Here is a 14,941-nt window from a genome sequence, read left to right as displayed (position 1 = left end):
GGCTTACGGGGAAATCGGGGATAGAGGGCGTGGGCGCGCGGCGGCGGGTTCAGCCGGTCGCCAAGGCCGCCCGCCGGGCAGCGCCATAGCGCCAGCGGGTCAAATGTTCGTCGGCATAGCGCCGCACGCAGCGCAACAGCGAGCTTTGCTGCTGCACCAGGTAGAAGTGATGCCCCTCGAACATGTCCAGGGAGAAACCGCTGGCGGTGTCTTCCTGCCAGTCGAGCAACTCGTCGGCGCGCACGTCGTCCTGCTTGCCGCCGAACACATGGATCGGCATCGACAGCGGCTCGCGCTCGCCGTAGTGGAAGCTGCCGCACAAGAGGAAGTCGGCGCGCAGGATCGGCAGCGCCAACTGCATCAATTCACGGTTGGCCAGAGCGTCTTCGGGAGTGCCCTTGAGCGTGCGCAGGCGGTCGATCAACTGGGTGTCGTCTTTTTCCACGGCGTACTCGCTGACGTCGCGGCGCGCCGGGCCGGCGGTGGCCGAGGCAAACAGCGCCAGGGGCGCAGGCAGCCCGCGCTCACGCAGGGCATGGGCCAGCTCGAACGCCAGCAAGCCACCGAGGCTGTGGCCAAACAAGGCGTAGGGGCCGTCGAGTTCGGCACTGATCTCGCCAGCCAATTGCGCGGCGAGCGCCTTGATATCGCGCTGCAAGGGTTCGTCCATGCGCATGCCACGCCCCGGTAGCTCCAGTGGGCGCACCTGCAACCACTCGGGTAACGCCCGGCGCCAGCGGCTGTAGAACATGGCGCTGGCGCCCGAATAGGGCAGGCAAAACAGGCGCAAGCGGGTCGACGTGCTCATCTCAGACCACCCCTGCCTGGAACGCTGGGTTCTCGCGATACAAACGCATGTCGTCCTCCTCCGGGTGCAAATCCATGGCCGGCGTGTTGGCTGGCCTGTCACCAATGAGAACGGATGGCACGGCAAAATAATTAGTCGCCAGGCCAGGGCCCGCGCACAAAGAGATGCACCTCACAGTTTGCATTTCGGTATAAGATTAGTTCCACTTCTCATTTGACAATCATTATCATTAAGAATAATTTGTTGCCCGATGTGTAGGAGGCCTCAGCAGGGATGCCCTCCACTAACCTTATTGCAGCAAGGTGATTTCCATGACGGAACAAGTATCCACAAGCAGGTGCGATTCACCGTTACTCCAGGCGTTTGTCGATAATCGACTGATCCTGGTCAAGATCGCGGCGCGCATTACCGGCTGCCGTTCCCGCGCCGAAGACGTGGTGCAGGACGCCTACTTCAGACTGCAATCGGCACCGCAGATCACCTCATCGTTCAAGGCGCAACTGAGCTACCTGTTCCAGATCGTGCGCAACCTGGCTATCGACCACTACCGTAAACAGGCCCTGGAACTGAAGTACTCCGGGACGGAAGAGGAAGGCTTGAATGTGGTTATTCATGGCGCTTCACCGGAAACCTCGCACATCAATTTTTCCACCCTGGAAAACATCGCCGACGCCCTGACCGAACTGCCCCAGCGCACGCGCTACGCCTTCGAGATGTACCGCCTGCATGGCGTGCCGCAGAAGGACATTGCCAAGGAACTGGGCGTGTCGCCGACCCTGGTCAACTTTATGATCCGCGACGCGCTGGTGCACTGCCGCAAGGTTTCGGGAACCCACAGCGATACCTTTGCCCGGCGTGTCTGAGCAGTACTGTGCCACAGAGGCGGCCTGATCCTTGTAGGAGCCGGCTTGCCGGCGATGACCATAGGTATCTACACAACTTTGCCGCAACGCCTAAATCCAGGCAGATAGCGCAGTTGTGGCGAGCGGGCTTGCCCCGCGCTGGGCTGCGAAGCAGCCCTAAAACCGACCATCGCGGTTTATCTGAAGAAACGAGGCGGGCTTTTTGGGGCTGCTTCGCAGCCCAGCGCGGGCGATACGGCGCTCCGACAAGCCCGCTCGCCACAACAGCCCTATCTGCTCGGGTTTAATTTGTGTAGATACCTATGGTCATCGCTGGCAAGCCAGCTCCATTGATCTTCAGTGGGCTGTAGCCCTCAGACCAACCCACACCGCTCAAAAAACCGCTCCCGCCCCAGGATCATCAGCGCCGCACGCTTGTGGGGGAAATCGAATTCCTTCTCGCAGTGGAAACACTGGTTGTGCATATGGCCGATCATCCTCGCGTTGTCAGCCCGCGGCTCCGCCACCACCCGCTGGGTGCGCGGGTCGTCGAGGAACAAGTAGTGCACCAACGCCGACAGCCAACTGGCGACCTTGTGCGGCCCACGGTGATGCTCCTCCCCCACCAGCATATGGATACCGCGATCGTAGTCGTCCACCTCATAGAACGGCGCGATGCGATCCTCCTTGGCCCAATACGCCTCGAAATAGGCAAAGGGCTCATCGTCGATACAGCCGATCAACGTCAAGGTATGCGGGTCGGCTGCAAGCTTGTGCAGATAGTCACGATGCTGCTCCAGGCTGCCGCTTTCCTGCCAGAAGTTGGCGACTCGCGCGCTGTTCTGCCAGCGATTGAAGCGCGCCAGGTCCACATCGATCTCCAGCGTGCGCAGTGAGATCCAGGCGCCCAGGCGCGCATCGAAACGTCGATAGACTTCGCCGCACGGCTTGGGCGCACGCAGGGGATGGCGCTTGCCCGTGCTGATGACCATCTGCTGCGGGTAAACACCGCTCGACGCCTGGCCCAGCCACGGCTGCGGCAATTGCCAGAACAGGGTGCGTTCGCAACGAAATTGCCCCGCCACCTCCGTGGCCAGCAGCAGACCGCTGCGCAGGGCCTCGTCCGGGGCGTGTTCAAGGTGCCAGGCCAGGTGCTGGCGTTCGGGCTCGCGGGCAAACAGCCAGTAACCTGCAGCCCACAACGCCTGCACTGACGGCACCTCACCGGGGCTTTGCAAGTGCAGATGCAATGTTTCGCCACGCTCCAGGCGCAGGCGCACCAGGGGTTGGCCGGCGACGGTCAGGGTCAGGCGGCCATCGCTTTCGTCTGCGTTAAGGGCTGGCCCTGCCGGGAGTGGCAGGACTGACAAGTCTTGGGGATTGGGCATAGAGGGCGCTCACGATAATCGTCGACAGTTAGTCGAAGTGACGTGAACCAGCCACAAAAATTTAAGCCGGCAGTTCCCGGATCACCGCGCGTCGGGCACCGCCAGCACCTCAATGCGGTACGGCTCGAAGATCTTCAACAGCTCGCCGCTGTCGCGCAGGCCCTTGAGCAATGCGGCAAACGCCGGGCCACTGATCGCAGCCTTGGGCCGCAGCAACGCGTAGTGGTGGTAGACCTGATCAATGCGCTCCGACACCAGGAACTGCCCGGCCGTGTCCGCATTGCGCACCATGAAGTCACTGAGGTAGGAGCGCGTCACCAGGGCGATATCGGCCCGGCCACGCGTCACCATCAGCAAGTTACTGTCATGGGAATAGGTCAACGTGGCGTTGAACTGCGCAGCCATGTACTTGGGGTCGGGGTTGAAGTTGGCAAAGGCGTAGTGATAACCGCTGAACACCGCCAGGCGCTTGCCCTTGAGGTCGGCGAAATATGCCTGGTCGCGACCGGGCTGGCGCTGGGCGACGAAAATCTCGGCGTCCTCCAGGCCCATGTCGACGCTGGTATGGGGAATATCCTGCCAGCCCCATTGCGGGTTCTCGAAAATGGCCATGTCGATCCGGCCCTGCTCGAAATCGCGAAAACGTCGGGGGATGGAGGTTGGTACCAGCACGAACTGGTACTCGGTCTGCGTACGGTTCAGCGCCTCCAGCAGTTGCGGTAGCAAACCGGTGTCGGCGCCCTGCTCCGGGCGCACGGTGTACGGTGGAAAATGCGCGGCACCGATCCGGACCAATTGGGCCGCCGAAACCTGCGCCTGCCACAAGGTGCCCATTGCCAATACTGTAAGTCCTGCAGCCAGCTGCAATGGCGAAAACATCAGGCGTGCACCGTTCAAAATCTGGATCTCGCTAAGCTAGGCGTTTTTGTCTGGGGAGACAACTTTCTACCCGACAATAAATGGCCTGTGCGCCACGCCTAATCGGCCTTGAGTACCAGCAGCAACGCTTCATCGGCCAATTGCTCGAGGGTCATGCTGCCCTGGGCGCGGAACCACGTCGTGGTCCAGGACAACGCCCCGGTCAGGAAACGCCGGGTGATAAACACATCGCCCTTGATATAACCGGCCTGCTTGGCCTCGCCCAGCACCTGCAGCCAGATCTCCTCATACACATCCCGCAGCGCCAGCACCTGGGCCTGGCCTTCTGCCGACAGCGAGCGCCATTCATACACCAGCACCGCCATGGCTTCGCCGCTGCCGCCCATGATCGACTGCAACTCGCAGCGAATCAGGGCCAACACCCGCTCGCGCACGTTGCTCGCCTCGGCCAGGGAGGCACGCATCATCGCGGTGTTGTAGTGGATGGTTTCTTCCATCACCGCCCGCAGGATTTCGTCCTTGCTCTTGAAGTGGTGAAAGATGCTGCCGGACTGAATCCCCACGGCACTGGCCAGGTCACGCACGGTGGTGCGTTCAAAGCCCTTGTTGCGAAACAAGTGAGCCGCGGTCTGCAGCAGCTTGCCCCGGGCGCTGTCGGGGTCGGTCAGTTGCCCGCCGTCCACCATGGTGCGCATCACCTCCAGGGCTTTTTGCTCATCCATGCTGCTCTCCTCAACTACTTTGATTGCGTCATGGCCGGCAATTTAGGCCGTGACAGCCACCCAAGCAAGCGCTTGGGCAAAAGTTATGACCAGAGTTTACAAACCAAGCGCTTGCTTGGTAGTCTCGACCCAGCGATTTTCCAGAGAAGGACTTCCCATGGACAAGACCGTTCGTATCGGCTGCGCCAGTGCATTCTGGGGCGACACCTGCACCGCCGCCGCGCAGTTGGTGCACGGCGGCGCGCTGGATTACCTGGTGTTCGACTACCTGGCGGAAGTCACCATGTCGATTCTGGCCGGCGCGCGAATGAAAGATCCCCAGGCCGGCTACGCCATTGATTTCGTCGAAGTGCTGGCGCCCTTGCTCGGCGATATCCAGCGCCAGGGCATCCGCGTGATCAGCAACGCCGGCGGCATCCACCCCCAGGCCTGCGCCGCGGCATTGCAGGCTGCCTGCGACCAGGCCCGGGTGCCATTGAAAATCGCCGTGGTGCTGGGCGATGACCTGCAACCACAGTTCAAGCAACTGCAGGGCGTCAGCGACATGTTCAGCGGCGCGCCTTTACCGGCGATGTGCGTGTCCACCAATGCCTACCTCGGCGCACCGGGCATCGTCCAGGCCCTGCAACTGGGCGCCGATATCGTCATCACCGGGCGCGTGGTGGACAGCGCAGTGGTCAGCGCGGCCCTGGTGCATGAGTTCAACTGGTCGTGGCAGGACTACGACCGCCTGGCCCAGGCCGCACTGGCCGGGCATATCATCGAATGTGGCGCGCAGTGCACCGGCGGCAATTTCACCGATTGGCGCGAGGTACCGGACTACGAGCACATCGGCTTCCCGATTGTCGAAGTCAGCGCCGACGGCCAATTCACCGTGAGCAAAGCACCGGGCACAGGCGGCCTGATCAGCGAACTGAGCGTCGCCGAACAACTGCTGTACGAAATCGGCGACCCACGGGCCTATCTGCTGCCGGATGTGATTTGCGACTTCAGCCAGGTCACGCTGCAGCAGCAAGGCGAAAACCGCGTGCGCCTGCACGGCGCCAAAGGGCAGGCACCGACCGACCAGTACAAAGTCAGTGCCACCTACCCCGACGGTTTTCGCTGCACCGCCAGTTGCCTGCTGGCCGGCATCGATGCACGGGCCAAGGCCGAACGGGTCAGCCAGGCGATCATCAACAAGACTGCCGAACTGTTCAGCCAGCGCGGCTGGGCGCCCTACACCGAGGTCAATATTGAACTGCTCGGCAGCGAAGCCACCTACGGCGCCCACGCCCGGCGCCAGGACTGCCGCGAAGTGGTGCTCAAACTGGCGGTGCGTCACCCGAGCAAACAGGCACTGGTGCTGTTCGCCCGGGAAATCGCCCAGGCCGCCACCGGTATGGCGCCGGGGCTGACTGGCATTGTCGGCGGCCGGCCCACCGTGTATCCGCTGATCCGCCTGTTTTCATTCCTGATTGATAAGCGCGCCTGCAGCCTGAGCGTCGACTTCCAAGGGCAGTCCTACCCCTGCGAACTGCCGGCCACGGCCGCCTTAGGCACACCCCACGCCCCCCTCGACCCACCCCGGCCCGAAGGCCGCGCCGATGCCAGCGTGCCGCTGGTCAAACTGGCCGTGGCGCGCTCCGGTGACAAGGGCAATCACAGCAATATCGGCGTGATCGCGCGCCGGCCCGACTACTTGCCGTGGATCGCCGAAGCATTGACGCCCGAGGTGATCGTCGACTGGATGAGCCACGTCCTCGACCCACTGCACGGGCGCGTAGAGCGCTGGTATCTGCCCGGCAGCCACAGCCTTAACTTCCTCCTGGAGAATGCCCTGGGCGGCGGCGGTATCGCCAGCCTGCGCATCGACCCCCAGGGCAAGGCCTTCGCCCAGCAGCTGCTGGAAATACCGATTGCCGTGCCCCGCCACCTCGCTGATCAACTCAACTAAGGGACTCTCGCCGTGGCCTTCGACTCGATCTTCAAAGCCGACCTGTTCCAGGGGCAGACCATAATCGTCACCGGCGGCGGCAGTGGCATCGGCCGCTGCACCGCCCATGAACTGGCAGCCCTCGGCGCCCATGTGGTGCTGGTGGGGCGCAAGCCGGAAAAACTGCAAGGTGTCGCCCAGGAAATCAGCGATGACGGCGGCCGCGCCAGCTGGCAGGCCTGTGATATTCGCGATGAAGAAGCGGTCAAGGCGCTGGTCAGCCAGATTATCGAGGCGCACGGCCCGATCCACGGTCTGGTGAACAATGCTGGCGGCCAATACCCGTCACCCCTGGCGTCGATCAATCAAAAAGGTTTTGAAACCGTACTGCGCACCAACCTGGTGGGCGGTTTCCTGGTGGCGCGTGAGGTGTTCAACCAATCCATGAGCAAACCTTCTTTGGGAACAAAAGGCGGCGCCATCGTCAACATGCTGGCCGATATGTGGGGCGGCATGCCCGGCATGGGTCACTCCGGCGCGGCGCGCTCGGGGATGGACAACTTCACCAAGACCGCCGCGTTCGAGTGGGGCTACGCCGGGGTGCGGGTCAATGCTGTGGCGCCAGGCTGGATCGCCTCCAGTGGCATGGACACCTACGAAGGTGCGTTCAAGGCGGTGATCCCGACCCTGCGCGAGCATGTGCCGCTCAAGCGCATCGGCACGGAATCGGAAGTCAGCGCGGCGATTGTGTTCCTGCTCAGCCCCGCCGCCGCGTTCGTCAGCGGCAGCACCCTGCGCATCGACGGCGCCGCCAGCCTGGGCAGCCGCGCCTGGCCGCTGCACAAGGCGCAGGCGCCGAGCCCGTCCTTCAATGGTTTTCACCGCGCCTACCTGCCGGATGTACTCAAGGAGGGCCAATAAACCATGCCGGTCATCGACTCCCAACTCGACGCCCACAGCCCGCAGTTCGCGCAAAACCGCGAGGCCATGCTCACGGCCATCAACCACCTGCGCCAACTGGAACAGAACCTGTTGGACAAGGCCGCCGAGGCCAAGGGCAAGTTCGACAAGCGCGGCCAACTGCTGCCCCGCGAACGCCTGAACCTGTTGCTTGACCCCGGCGCGCCCTTCCTCGAACTGGCAAGCCTGGCCGGCTACAAATTGCACGATGACAAGGACGGCAGCGCGGCCGGTGGCGGCTTGATTGCCGGTATCGGTTACGTCAGCGGCGTGCGCATGCTGGTGGTGGCCAATAACAGTGCGATCAAGGGCGGGACGATCTCGCCGTCCGGCCTGAAAAAATCCCTGCGCCTGCAACAGATCGCCATGGAGAACAAACTGCCGGTGGTGACCCTGGCCGAAAGCGGCGGCGCCAACCTGAATTACGCAGCAGAGATTTTCGTCGAAGGCGCACGCAGCTTTGCCAACCAGGCGCGGATGTCGGCCATGGGCCTGCCACAGATCACCGTAGTCCACGGCTCGGCCACCGCTGGCGGTGCCTATCAACCGGGACTTTCGGATTACGTGGTGGTGGTGCGCGGCAAGGCCAAGCTGTTTCTGGCCGGCCCACCGCTGCTCAAGGCCGCCACCGGCGAAGTGGCGACAGATGAAGAACTGGGCGGCGCCCAGATGCATGCGCAAACTGCCGGCACCGCCGAATACCTTGCCGAAAATGACGCCGATGGCGTGCGCATCGTGCGCGAGATTGTCAGCCTATTGCCGTGGGACGACCGGTTGCCGCCTGCACCGGCGCGGGCCTACGCCGAGCCGCTGTACCCGATTGACGAGCTGCTGGGGCTGATCCCCGACGACCCGAAAAAACCCTACGACGCACGGGAAATCATCGCGCGCATCGCCGACGGCTCCAACTTCCTCGAATTCAAGGGCGAGTACGATCCCCACACCGTCTGCGGCCACTTGCAGATCCAGGGCCGCGCCTGCGGGTTTATCGGCAACAACGGCCCGATCACCCCCAAGGGCGCGAGCAAGGCCGCGCAATTTATCCAGTTGTGCGACCAGAGCCAGACGCCGCTGCTGTTCTTTCACAACACCACCGGTTTTATGGTCGGTACCGAATCCGAACAACAAGGGGTGATCAAGCACGGCGCGAAGATGATCCAGGCGGTGGCCAATGCCCGCGTGCCCAAGCTGACTGTGGTGGTCGGCGGTTCCTATGGCGCCGGCAACTATGCGATGTGCGGCCGGGGCCTGGACCCGCGCTTTATCTTCGCCTGGCCCAACAGCCGCACCGCCGTGATGGGCGGCGCCCAGGCCGGCAAAGTGCTGCGCATTGTCACCGAGGCCAAGCAATTGAAAGACGGCCTGGTGCCCGACCCCAAGGTGCTCGACATGCTCGAACAGGTCACCGCACAGAAACTCGATAGCCAGTCCACGGCCCTGTATGGCAGCGCCAACCTGTGGGATGACGGGCTGATTGACCCACGGCACACCCGCACTTTGCTGGGTTACCTGCTGGATATCTGCCAAGAAGCTCAGGTGCGCCAATTGCAACCCAACAGCTTCGGCGCCGCGCGCTTTTAACGATCAGGAGAACAATAAAAATGATCTTCACCCAGGAACACGAAGAGCTGCGTCGTACCGTACGGGCTTTTGTCGACCGCGAGATCAATCCCCATGTCGACGCATGGGAAAAAGCCGGGCGCTTCCCCATCCACGAAATTTTCCGCAAAGCCGGCGACCTGGGCTTGCTGGGCATTTCCAAGCCGGAGAAGTTCGGCGGCATGGGCCTGGACTACAGCTACTCGATAGTCGCCGCCGAAGAGTTCGGCACCATCCGCTGCGGCGGCATCCCGATGTCCATCGGCGTGCAGACCGATATGTGCACCCCGGCCCTGGCGCGTTTTGGCTCCGATGAGCTGCGCGAGGAGTTCCTGCGGCCGGCTATCAGCGGCGAACAAGTGGGTTGCATTGGCGTCTCGGAAACCGGCGCCGGCTCCGACGTGGCCGGCTTGAAAACCCACGCACGCAAGGATGGCGACGACTACGTGATCAACGGCAGCAAAATGTGGATCACCAACTCCCCCAGTGCCGACTTTATCTGCCTGCTGGCCAACACCTCGGACGGCAAGCCCCATATCAACAAGTCACTGATCATGGTGCCGATGAACACCCCCGGCATCAGCGTCAGCCCGCCCCTGGAAAAACTCGGCATGCATAGCTCGGAAACCGCCCAGGTGTTTTTCGATGATGTGCGCGTGCCCCAGCGCAACCGCATCGGCCATGAAGGCGCGGGGTTCATGATGCAGATGCTGCAATTCCAGGAAGAACGGCTGTTTGGCGCAGCCAATATGATCAAGGGCCTGGAATCGTGCATCGACAGCACCATCGCCTACTGCAAGGAGCGCCAGACCTTCGGCAAGGCCTTGATCGACAACCAGGTGATCCACTTCCGCCTGGCCGAACTGTCCACTGAAATCGAATGCCTGCGCGCGCTGGTCTACCAGGCCACCGAGCAATACATCAAGGGCCAGGACGTGACACGACTGGCCTCCATGGCCAAGCTCAAGGCCGGGCGCCTGGGCCGCGAAGTCAGCGACAGTTGCCTGCAATACTGGGGTGGCATGGGCTTTATGTGGGACAACCCGGTGGCCCGCGCCTATCGCGATGTGCGCCTGGTGTCGATTGGCGGCGGCGCCGACGAGATCATGCTGGGGATCATCTGCAAATTGATGGGCACGCTGCCGGGGAAAAAGTCGTGAACGCCTGCGAAACCCTGCTGCTGGAACCGCACAACGGCGTGCTGCACATCACCCTCAATCGCCCACAGAACCGCAATGCCATGAGCTTGCAGATGGTCAGCGAACTGCGCACGGTGCTGGCAGATGTGGCGCGTGACGAGCACGTGCGGGCATTGGTGATCAGCGGCGCTGGCGGGCACTTCTGTGCGGGCGGCGATGTGAAGGACATGAGCCGCGCGGGCAGCCGCGAGGGCTTGCGTGATTTGAACCGGGTGTTTGGCGCGCTGCTGCAGGAAGTCGAAGCGCTGCCGCAGGTGGTGATCGTGGTGCTGCAAGGCGCGGTGTTGGGCGGTGGGTTTGGCCTGGCGTGTGTCAGCGACATCGCGATTGCCGATCACCAGGCACAGTTCGGCTTGCCGGAAACCAGCCTGGGTGTGCTGCCGGCGCAGATCGCGCCGTTTGTAGTGCGGCGTATCGGCCTGACCCAAGCCCGGCGCCTGGCGTTGACCGCGGCGCGGTTTGACGGGATCAAGGCGCAGCGCCTGGGGGTGGTGCATTTTGTCGAGCATGATCCCCAGGGATTGGCGCAGCGCCTGGATGAGGTGTTGGGCCAGGTGTTGCGCTGTGCCCCGCGCGCCAATGCCCGGACCAAGGCGTTGTTGCTCCAGAGCCTGGATCAGCCATTGGAACTGCTGCTGGATCAGGCTGCCGATTGGTTTGCCGAAGCAGTGACCGGGGAAGAAGGGATTGAAGGAACGCGAGCGTTTGTCGAGAAGCGCAAGGCCAGGTGGGTAATTTGATCTTGAAAACGCCCCACTCCCTGTAGGAGCTGGCTTGCCTGCTCCCACACAAGCCCACACCTGCGCAACCAATCAGACAGGGACCCACAATGCCCAGCTTCAATAAAATACTGATCGCCAACCGTGGCGAAATCGCCTGCCGTATCCAGCGCACCGCCCAAGCCCTGGGCTACCGCACCGTGGCCGTCTATAGCGAAGCCGACGCCAACGCCTTGCACGTGCAAATGGCCGACGAAGCGGTGAACATCGGCCCTGCCCCGGTGCAGCAGTCGTACCTGAACATCCCGGCCATCCTCGACGCCGCGCGCCTCACCGGTGCCGATGCGGTCCACCCCGGCTACGGCTTTCTCTCGGAAAACCCCGCGTTCGCCAAGGCCTGCATCGCCGCCGGCCTGGTGTTTATCGGCCCCAGCGCCGACGCCATCGAATTGATGGGCAGCAAGCGCCTGTCGAAAATCGCCATGCTCGCCGCCGGTGTGCCATGCATTGCCGGCTACCAGGGCAGCGCACAAGACGACGCGACCCTGCAACGCGAAGCCGAGCGCATCGGTTACCCGCTGATGATCAAGGCCAGTGCCGGCGGTGGCGGACGCGGCATGCGCCTGGTGCACGCGGCCGGGCAACTGCTCGAGCAATTGCATACCGCACGCTCCGAGGCGCTGAACGCCTTTGGCAGTGACGAACTGATCCTGGAGCAGGCACTTATCGCGCCGCGCCATGTGGAGATCCAACTGTTCGGCGATGCCCACGGCAACCTGATCTACCTGGGCGAACGTGATTGCTCGGTGCAGCGCCGCCATCAGAAGGTCATCGAAGAAGCGCCCTGCCCGGTCATGACCGCCGAGTTGCGCCAGGCCATGGGCGACGCGGCGCTCAAGGCCGGGCGCGCGGTGGCGTATGTCGGCGCCGGCACCGTGGAGTTCCTGCTGGACCAGAGCGGGCGTTTCTACTTCCTGGAAATGAACACCCGCCTGCAGGTGGAACACCCGGTCACCGAACTGATCACCGGCCTGGACCTGGTGGATTGGCAACTGCAAGTCGCCGCCGGCCAGCCCCTGCCGTTGCGCCAGGAGCAAGTGACACTGACCGGGCATGCCATGGAGGTGCGCCTGTACGCCGAAGACCCGGCCCAGGGCTTCTTGCCCCAGACCGGCGAGGTGCTGCGCTGGGAACCGGCCGCCGGGGTGCGGGTCGACCATGGCTTGCAGGCCCCGCAGCGGATCAGCCCGTTCTACGACCCAATGCTGGGCAAAATCATCGCCCATGGCGCTACCCGCGAAGAGGCGCGGCGCAAGCTCCTGCGCGCGGTGCAGGACTGTGTGCTGCTGGGAGTTCCCAGTAACCAGCGGTTATTGGTGGACTTGCTCGGGCACCCGCAGTTTGTCGCGGCGGATTTCAGTACCGGGTTTATCGACGAACACTTCAGTGATATTGCCCGCCCTCCCATCAGCAATGAACAACTGGCAGTGGCCGCCGCCCTGTTCTATCGACACAGCGCGGCACTGCATCGCCCTGCTCTGGCGAGCTGGCGCAACAATGCCAGCGTGCCCTGGACCTATCGCCTGAGCGTTGGGGAGCAGTGTCATGAGGTCAGCGCGCGGGTGGTGGCGGACGATCACCTGCAAATCGGCGACATCGCGATACACCTGCAAGGCAGTGACGGGCGCTGGGCCAGCCTGGTCATCAACGGTGTTCGGCGCCGGCTTGCCTATCACCTGCAAGGCACCCAGCTCTGGCTGTTAGACGCCGGTAGCAGCCTGTGCGTGAACAACCAGACGCAAACCGTGGCCAGTCGTGAGGCGCCGGCCAGCAGTGGCACGGTCAAGGCGCCAATGGACGGCGCGATTACCCTGGTGCAGGTGAGCGAAGGCGATGAGGTGCGCAAGGGCCAACTGCTGCTGGTGCTCGAAGCGATGAAAATGGAGCACCCGCTCAAGGCGGGTATCGACGGGGTGGTCAAGGCCATTCAAGTCAGCGCAGGCGATCAAGTACGCAATCGCCAGGTATTGCTGCAGATCGAATAGCCCTGGGCGGAACTACCAGGCTTGGCTACGCTCTATCCCCATCAGAAAGGGATGAGTACGGGAACCTGCGATGCCTCATTGGCTGATTATTGATCTTGAAGCCACAACGGATGAGGGCGGCTGGCCCGTGTCGGAGATGGAAATCATCGAAATCGGCGTGACCCTGGTCAACCGCCAGGGCCGCGAACTGGACCACTTCCAGCGCTTTGTGCGGCCTTTGCGCCGGCCGTTGCTGACGCCGTTCTGCCGCCAGTTGACGCACATCAGCCAGGCCAGTATCGACAGCGCGGCGCCTTTGACCGAGGTCTGGCCGCTGTTCGAACGCTGGCTGGGCCAGCACCATCCGCGCCTGGAAGGCTGGGCCAGTTGGGGCGACTACGACCGCCAGCAACTGGAACTGGAGTGGCAGCGCCATGGCTTGGCCAGCGTGCTGGGCCAGACGCCCCACGTGAACCTCAAGCAGCGCTTCGCCAAGGCCCGGCGCCTGGACAAGCCCCTGGGGCTCAATGGCGCGTTGCAACTGGCGGGTATGCAGTTCAACGGCCAGCAACATCGGGCCCTGGAGGATGCGCGTAATACGGCGCGTTTGCTGCCGTTGATTTTGCCCGTGTAGAAGGCATACTGGCCGACCTTTCCTAGCCCTTTTTCCGAGGAATCACCCATGTTCAAAGTCAATGAGTACTTCGACGGCACCGTCAAGTCGATCGCCTTCGGTACCACTGAAGGTCCAGCGACCATCGGCGTCATGGCCCCGGGTGAATACGAGTTCGGCACGGCCCAGCGTGAAATCATGCACGTGGTCTCGGGCGCACTGACCGTCAAGCTGCCAGGCAGCGACAGCTGGGAAACCTTCGCTGCGGGCAGCCAGTTCCATGTGCCTGCCGACAGCAAGTTCCAACTCAAGGTGGCCGTGGACACTGCCTACCTGTGCGAATACCGCGGCTAAGCCTTTACCCCGCGCAAAAAAATGCCCGTCTCTGTGAGACGGGCATTTTTTGTGGCGCCTGGTTTACTCCAGGATTGTCACTGGCATGCCGATTTCCAGGCGCCCAACCCCGTCATTGACCAGGTTCTGGCCGAACATTACGCCATCGGGTTCTTTACGGTAGGTTTCCAAGGTCGCCAGCGGCTGGCGGTCGGCGCTGCGCTCACCGGTCGCCGGGTCGATGGTGGTGAGGATGCAGCGGGAGCAGGACTTGACCACCCGAAACTCCACATCACCAATGCGCAGGCGCTTCCAGCCATCCTCGGCAAACGCCTCGCTGCCTTCAATCACCAAATTGGGGCGAAAGCGCAGCATTTCCATGGGCCGGCCGATGCGCTGCGACAGGTCGTCGAGGGACGCCTGGCCGATCAGCAACAAAGGGAAACCGTCAGCGAACGCAACCTGATCATCATCCTTGCCATAGCCGGCCGCCGTGGTACGCGCACGCTCCAGGGGCACTTGCACCAGCCGGGTCGGCTTGCCGATAAAGTCGCTGACCCAGCGCGCAGCTTCATCGCCGGCATCGGGAACCCGCAAGGTGTCGCGCCAAATGGTGACACCGCGCAACTCAGCGTCAGCGCCGGGCAACGCCACGTCCAGGGTGGGTCGGCCGGCACCGCTCAAGGTCAGGCCACCGGTGGCATTCCAGAGTGCCGACAGCTGACTCATCTGCGCCACCGCCCGCTGGGTCAGGAAACGCCCGCTGGCTTCATCCACCAACATCCAGCGTCGATCCCCGTCCAGCCCGAGTTTGTCCAGGCCGATATGGGTCAAGGTCTCTGCCTTGCCCGACTTCAAGGGGTACCGATACAACGCGCTGAGACGAAGCATGAGCCTGGGTTCCTGTGAACAAAAACGTCACCCTATACGAGCGCGCGGC

At 62.9% G+C, this 14,941-nt stretch carries 14 protein-coding genes; 9 read left to right on the top strand and 5 right to left on the bottom strand.

Annotated features, from left to right (window positions below):
• Positions 1-49 precede the first annotated feature (49 nt).
• Positions 50-808: a thioesterase II family protein gene (locus FIV38_RS23085; RefSeq protein ID WP_092235312.1), complete on the bottom strand. Its 759-nt coding sequence runs from the start codon at positions 806-808 to the stop codon at positions 50-52.
• 311 nt (positions 809-1,119) lie between these two features.
• Here FIV38_RS23085 and FIV38_RS23080 point away from each other — a divergent pair, with 311 nt between their 5' ends.
• On the top strand, positions 1,120-1,671 hold the full coding sequence (locus FIV38_RS23080) for an RNA polymerase factor sigma-70 (RefSeq protein ID WP_029298131.1): 552 nt from the start codon (positions 1,120-1,122) through the stop codon (positions 1,669-1,671).
• A 353-nt stretch (positions 1,672-2,024) separates the two neighbouring features.
• Here the strand turns inward: FIV38_RS23080 and FIV38_RS23075 are convergent, their stop codons facing one another.
• The 3 genes from FIV38_RS23075 to FIV38_RS23065 form a co-directional block, all read right to left on the bottom strand.
• Complete coding sequence (locus FIV38_RS23075) at positions 2,025-3,038, bottom strand: GNAT family N-acetyltransferase (RefSeq protein WP_092235309.1); 1,014 nt, start codon at positions 3,036-3,038, stop codon at positions 2,025-2,027.
• A gap of 81 nt (positions 3,039-3,119) precedes the next feature.
• On the bottom strand, positions 3,120-3,917 hold the full coding sequence (locus FIV38_RS23070; protein ID WP_092235307.1) for a substrate-binding periplasmic protein: 798 nt from the start codon (positions 3,915-3,917) through the stop codon (positions 3,120-3,122).
• Between the two features lie 98 nt (positions 3,918-4,015).
• The gene (locus FIV38_RS23065; protein WP_070995948.1) at positions 4,016-4,639 is read right to left on the bottom strand and encodes a TetR/AcrR family transcriptional regulator; all 624 of its coding nucleotides are present in this window, start codon (positions 4,637-4,639) and stop codon (positions 4,016-4,018) included.
• A gap of 157 nt (positions 4,640-4,796) precedes the next feature.
• Between FIV38_RS23065 and FIV38_RS23060 the strand changes: the two genes are divergently transcribed.
• The 8 genes from FIV38_RS23060 to ppnP all read left to right on the top strand — a co-directional run bounded on the left by FIV38_RS23060 (position 4,797) and on the right by ppnP (position 14,022).
• Positions 4,797-6,575: an acyclic terpene utilization AtuA family protein gene (locus tag FIV38_RS23060; RefSeq protein ID WP_092235303.1), complete on the top strand. Its 1,779-nt coding sequence runs from the start codon at positions 4,797-4,799 to the stop codon at positions 6,573-6,575.
• A 12-nt stretch (positions 6,576-6,587) separates the two neighbouring features.
• Positions 6,588-7,475, top strand: a complete 888-nt coding sequence (locus tag FIV38_RS23055; protein ID WP_092235300.1) for an SDR family oxidoreductase — start codon at positions 6,588-6,590, stop codon at positions 7,473-7,475.
• Between the two features lie 3 nt (positions 7,476-7,478).
• Positions 7,479-9,095, top strand: coding sequence for a geranyl-CoA carboxylase subunit beta (gene atuC, locus FIV38_RS23050; RefSeq protein ID WP_092235297.1), 1,617 nt, complete (start codon positions 7,479-7,481; stop codon positions 9,093-9,095).
• A 20-nt stretch (positions 9,096-9,115) separates the two neighbouring features.
• Positions 9,116-10,273, top strand: coding sequence for a citronellyl-CoA dehydrogenase (gene atuD / locus FIV38_RS23045; RefSeq protein WP_029298116.1), 1,158 nt, complete (start codon positions 9,116-9,118; stop codon positions 10,271-10,273).
• The gene (locus tag FIV38_RS23040; protein ID WP_092235294.1) at positions 10,270-11,052 is read left to right on the top strand and encodes an enoyl-CoA hydratase/isomerase family protein; all 783 of its coding nucleotides are present in this window, start codon (positions 10,270-10,272) and stop codon (positions 11,050-11,052) included. The genes atuD and FIV38_RS23040 overlap by 4 nt, the downstream gene beginning before the upstream one ends.
• An 89-nt stretch (positions 11,053-11,141) precedes the next feature.
• Positions 11,142-13,076 carry an acetyl/propionyl/methylcrotonyl-CoA carboxylase subunit alpha gene (locus tag FIV38_RS23035; protein ID WP_092235292.1) on the top strand — a complete coding sequence of 645 codons (1,935 nt, stop codon included), beginning with the start codon at positions 11,142-11,144 and terminating at the stop codon, positions 13,074-13,076.
• 70 nt (positions 13,077-13,146) lie between these two features.
• Positions 13,147-13,689, top strand: a complete 543-nt coding sequence (locus FIV38_RS23030) for a 3'-5' exonuclease (protein WP_029298111.1) — start codon at positions 13,147-13,149, stop codon at positions 13,687-13,689.
• Positions 13,690-13,737: 48 nt separating this feature from the next.
• The gene (gene ppnP, locus FIV38_RS23025; RefSeq protein WP_029298108.1) at positions 13,738-14,022 is read left to right on the top strand and encodes a pyrimidine/purine nucleoside phosphorylase; all 285 of its coding nucleotides are present in this window, start codon (positions 13,738-13,740) and stop codon (positions 14,020-14,022) included.
• 63 nt (positions 14,023-14,085) lie between these two features.
• On the opposite strand, the gene FIV38_RS23020 is transcribed toward ppnP, so the two are convergent.
• Positions 14,086-14,892, bottom strand: a complete 807-nt coding sequence (locus FIV38_RS23020; RefSeq protein ID WP_092235289.1) for an MOSC domain-containing protein — start codon at positions 14,890-14,892, stop codon at positions 14,086-14,088.
• Positions 14,893-14,941 lie beyond the last annotated feature (49 nt).

Source organism: Pseudomonas proteolytica (assembly GCF_007858275.1).
Lineage (GTDB): Bacteria > Pseudomonadota > Gammaproteobacteria > Pseudomonadales > Pseudomonadaceae > Aquipseudomonas > Aquipseudomonas proteolytica.
The sequence above is the reverse complement of the archived record's forward strand: the minus strand, read 5'-3'. Positions and strand labels throughout refer to the sequence as shown.

Excerpts from the sequence above, each read along its gene's own strand:
- FIV38_RS23085 (WP_092235312.1), bottom strand. The coding sequence starts at position 808 with ATGAGCACGTCGACCCGCTTGCGCCTGTTTTGCCTGCCCTATTCGGGC.
- FIV38_RS23030 (WP_029298111.1), top strand. The coding sequence starts at position 13,147 with ATGCCTCATTGGCTGATTATTGATCTTGAAGCCACAACGGATGAGGGC.
- FIV38_RS23035 (WP_092235292.1), top strand. The coding sequence starts at position 11,142 with ATGCCCAGCTTCAATAAAATACTGATCGCCAACCGTGGCGAAATCGCC.
- atuC (WP_092235297.1), top strand. The coding sequence starts at position 7,479 with ATGCCGGTCATCGACTCCCAACTCGACGCCCACAGCCCGCAGTTCGCG.
- FIV38_RS23065 (WP_070995948.1), bottom strand. The coding sequence starts at position 4,639 with ATGGATGAGCAAAAAGCCCTGGAGGTGATGCGCACCATGGTGGACGGC.
- FIV38_RS23060 (WP_092235303.1), top strand. The coding sequence starts at position 4,797 with ATGGACAAGACCGTTCGTATCGGCTGCGCCAGTGCATTCTGGGGCGAC.
- ppnP (WP_029298108.1), top strand. The coding sequence starts at position 13,738 with ATGTTCAAAGTCAATGAGTACTTCGACGGCACCGTCAAGTCGATCGCC.
- FIV38_RS23020 (WP_092235289.1), bottom strand. The coding sequence starts at position 14,892 with ATGCTTCGTCTCAGCGCGTTGTATCGGTACCCCTTGAAGTCGGGCAAG.
- FIV38_RS23070 (WP_092235307.1), bottom strand. The coding sequence starts at position 3,917 with ATGTTTTCGCCATTGCAGCTGGCTGCAGGACTTACAGTATTGGCAATG.
- atuD (WP_029298116.1), top strand. The coding sequence starts at position 9,116 with ATGATCTTCACCCAGGAACACGAAGAGCTGCGTCGTACCGTACGGGCT.
- FIV38_RS23080 (WP_029298131.1), top strand. The coding sequence starts at position 1,120 with ATGACGGAACAAGTATCCACAAGCAGGTGCGATTCACCGTTACTCCAG.
- FIV38_RS23075 (WP_092235309.1), bottom strand. The coding sequence starts at position 3,038 with ATGCCCAATCCCCAAGACTTGTCAGTCCTGCCACTCCCGGCAGGGCCA.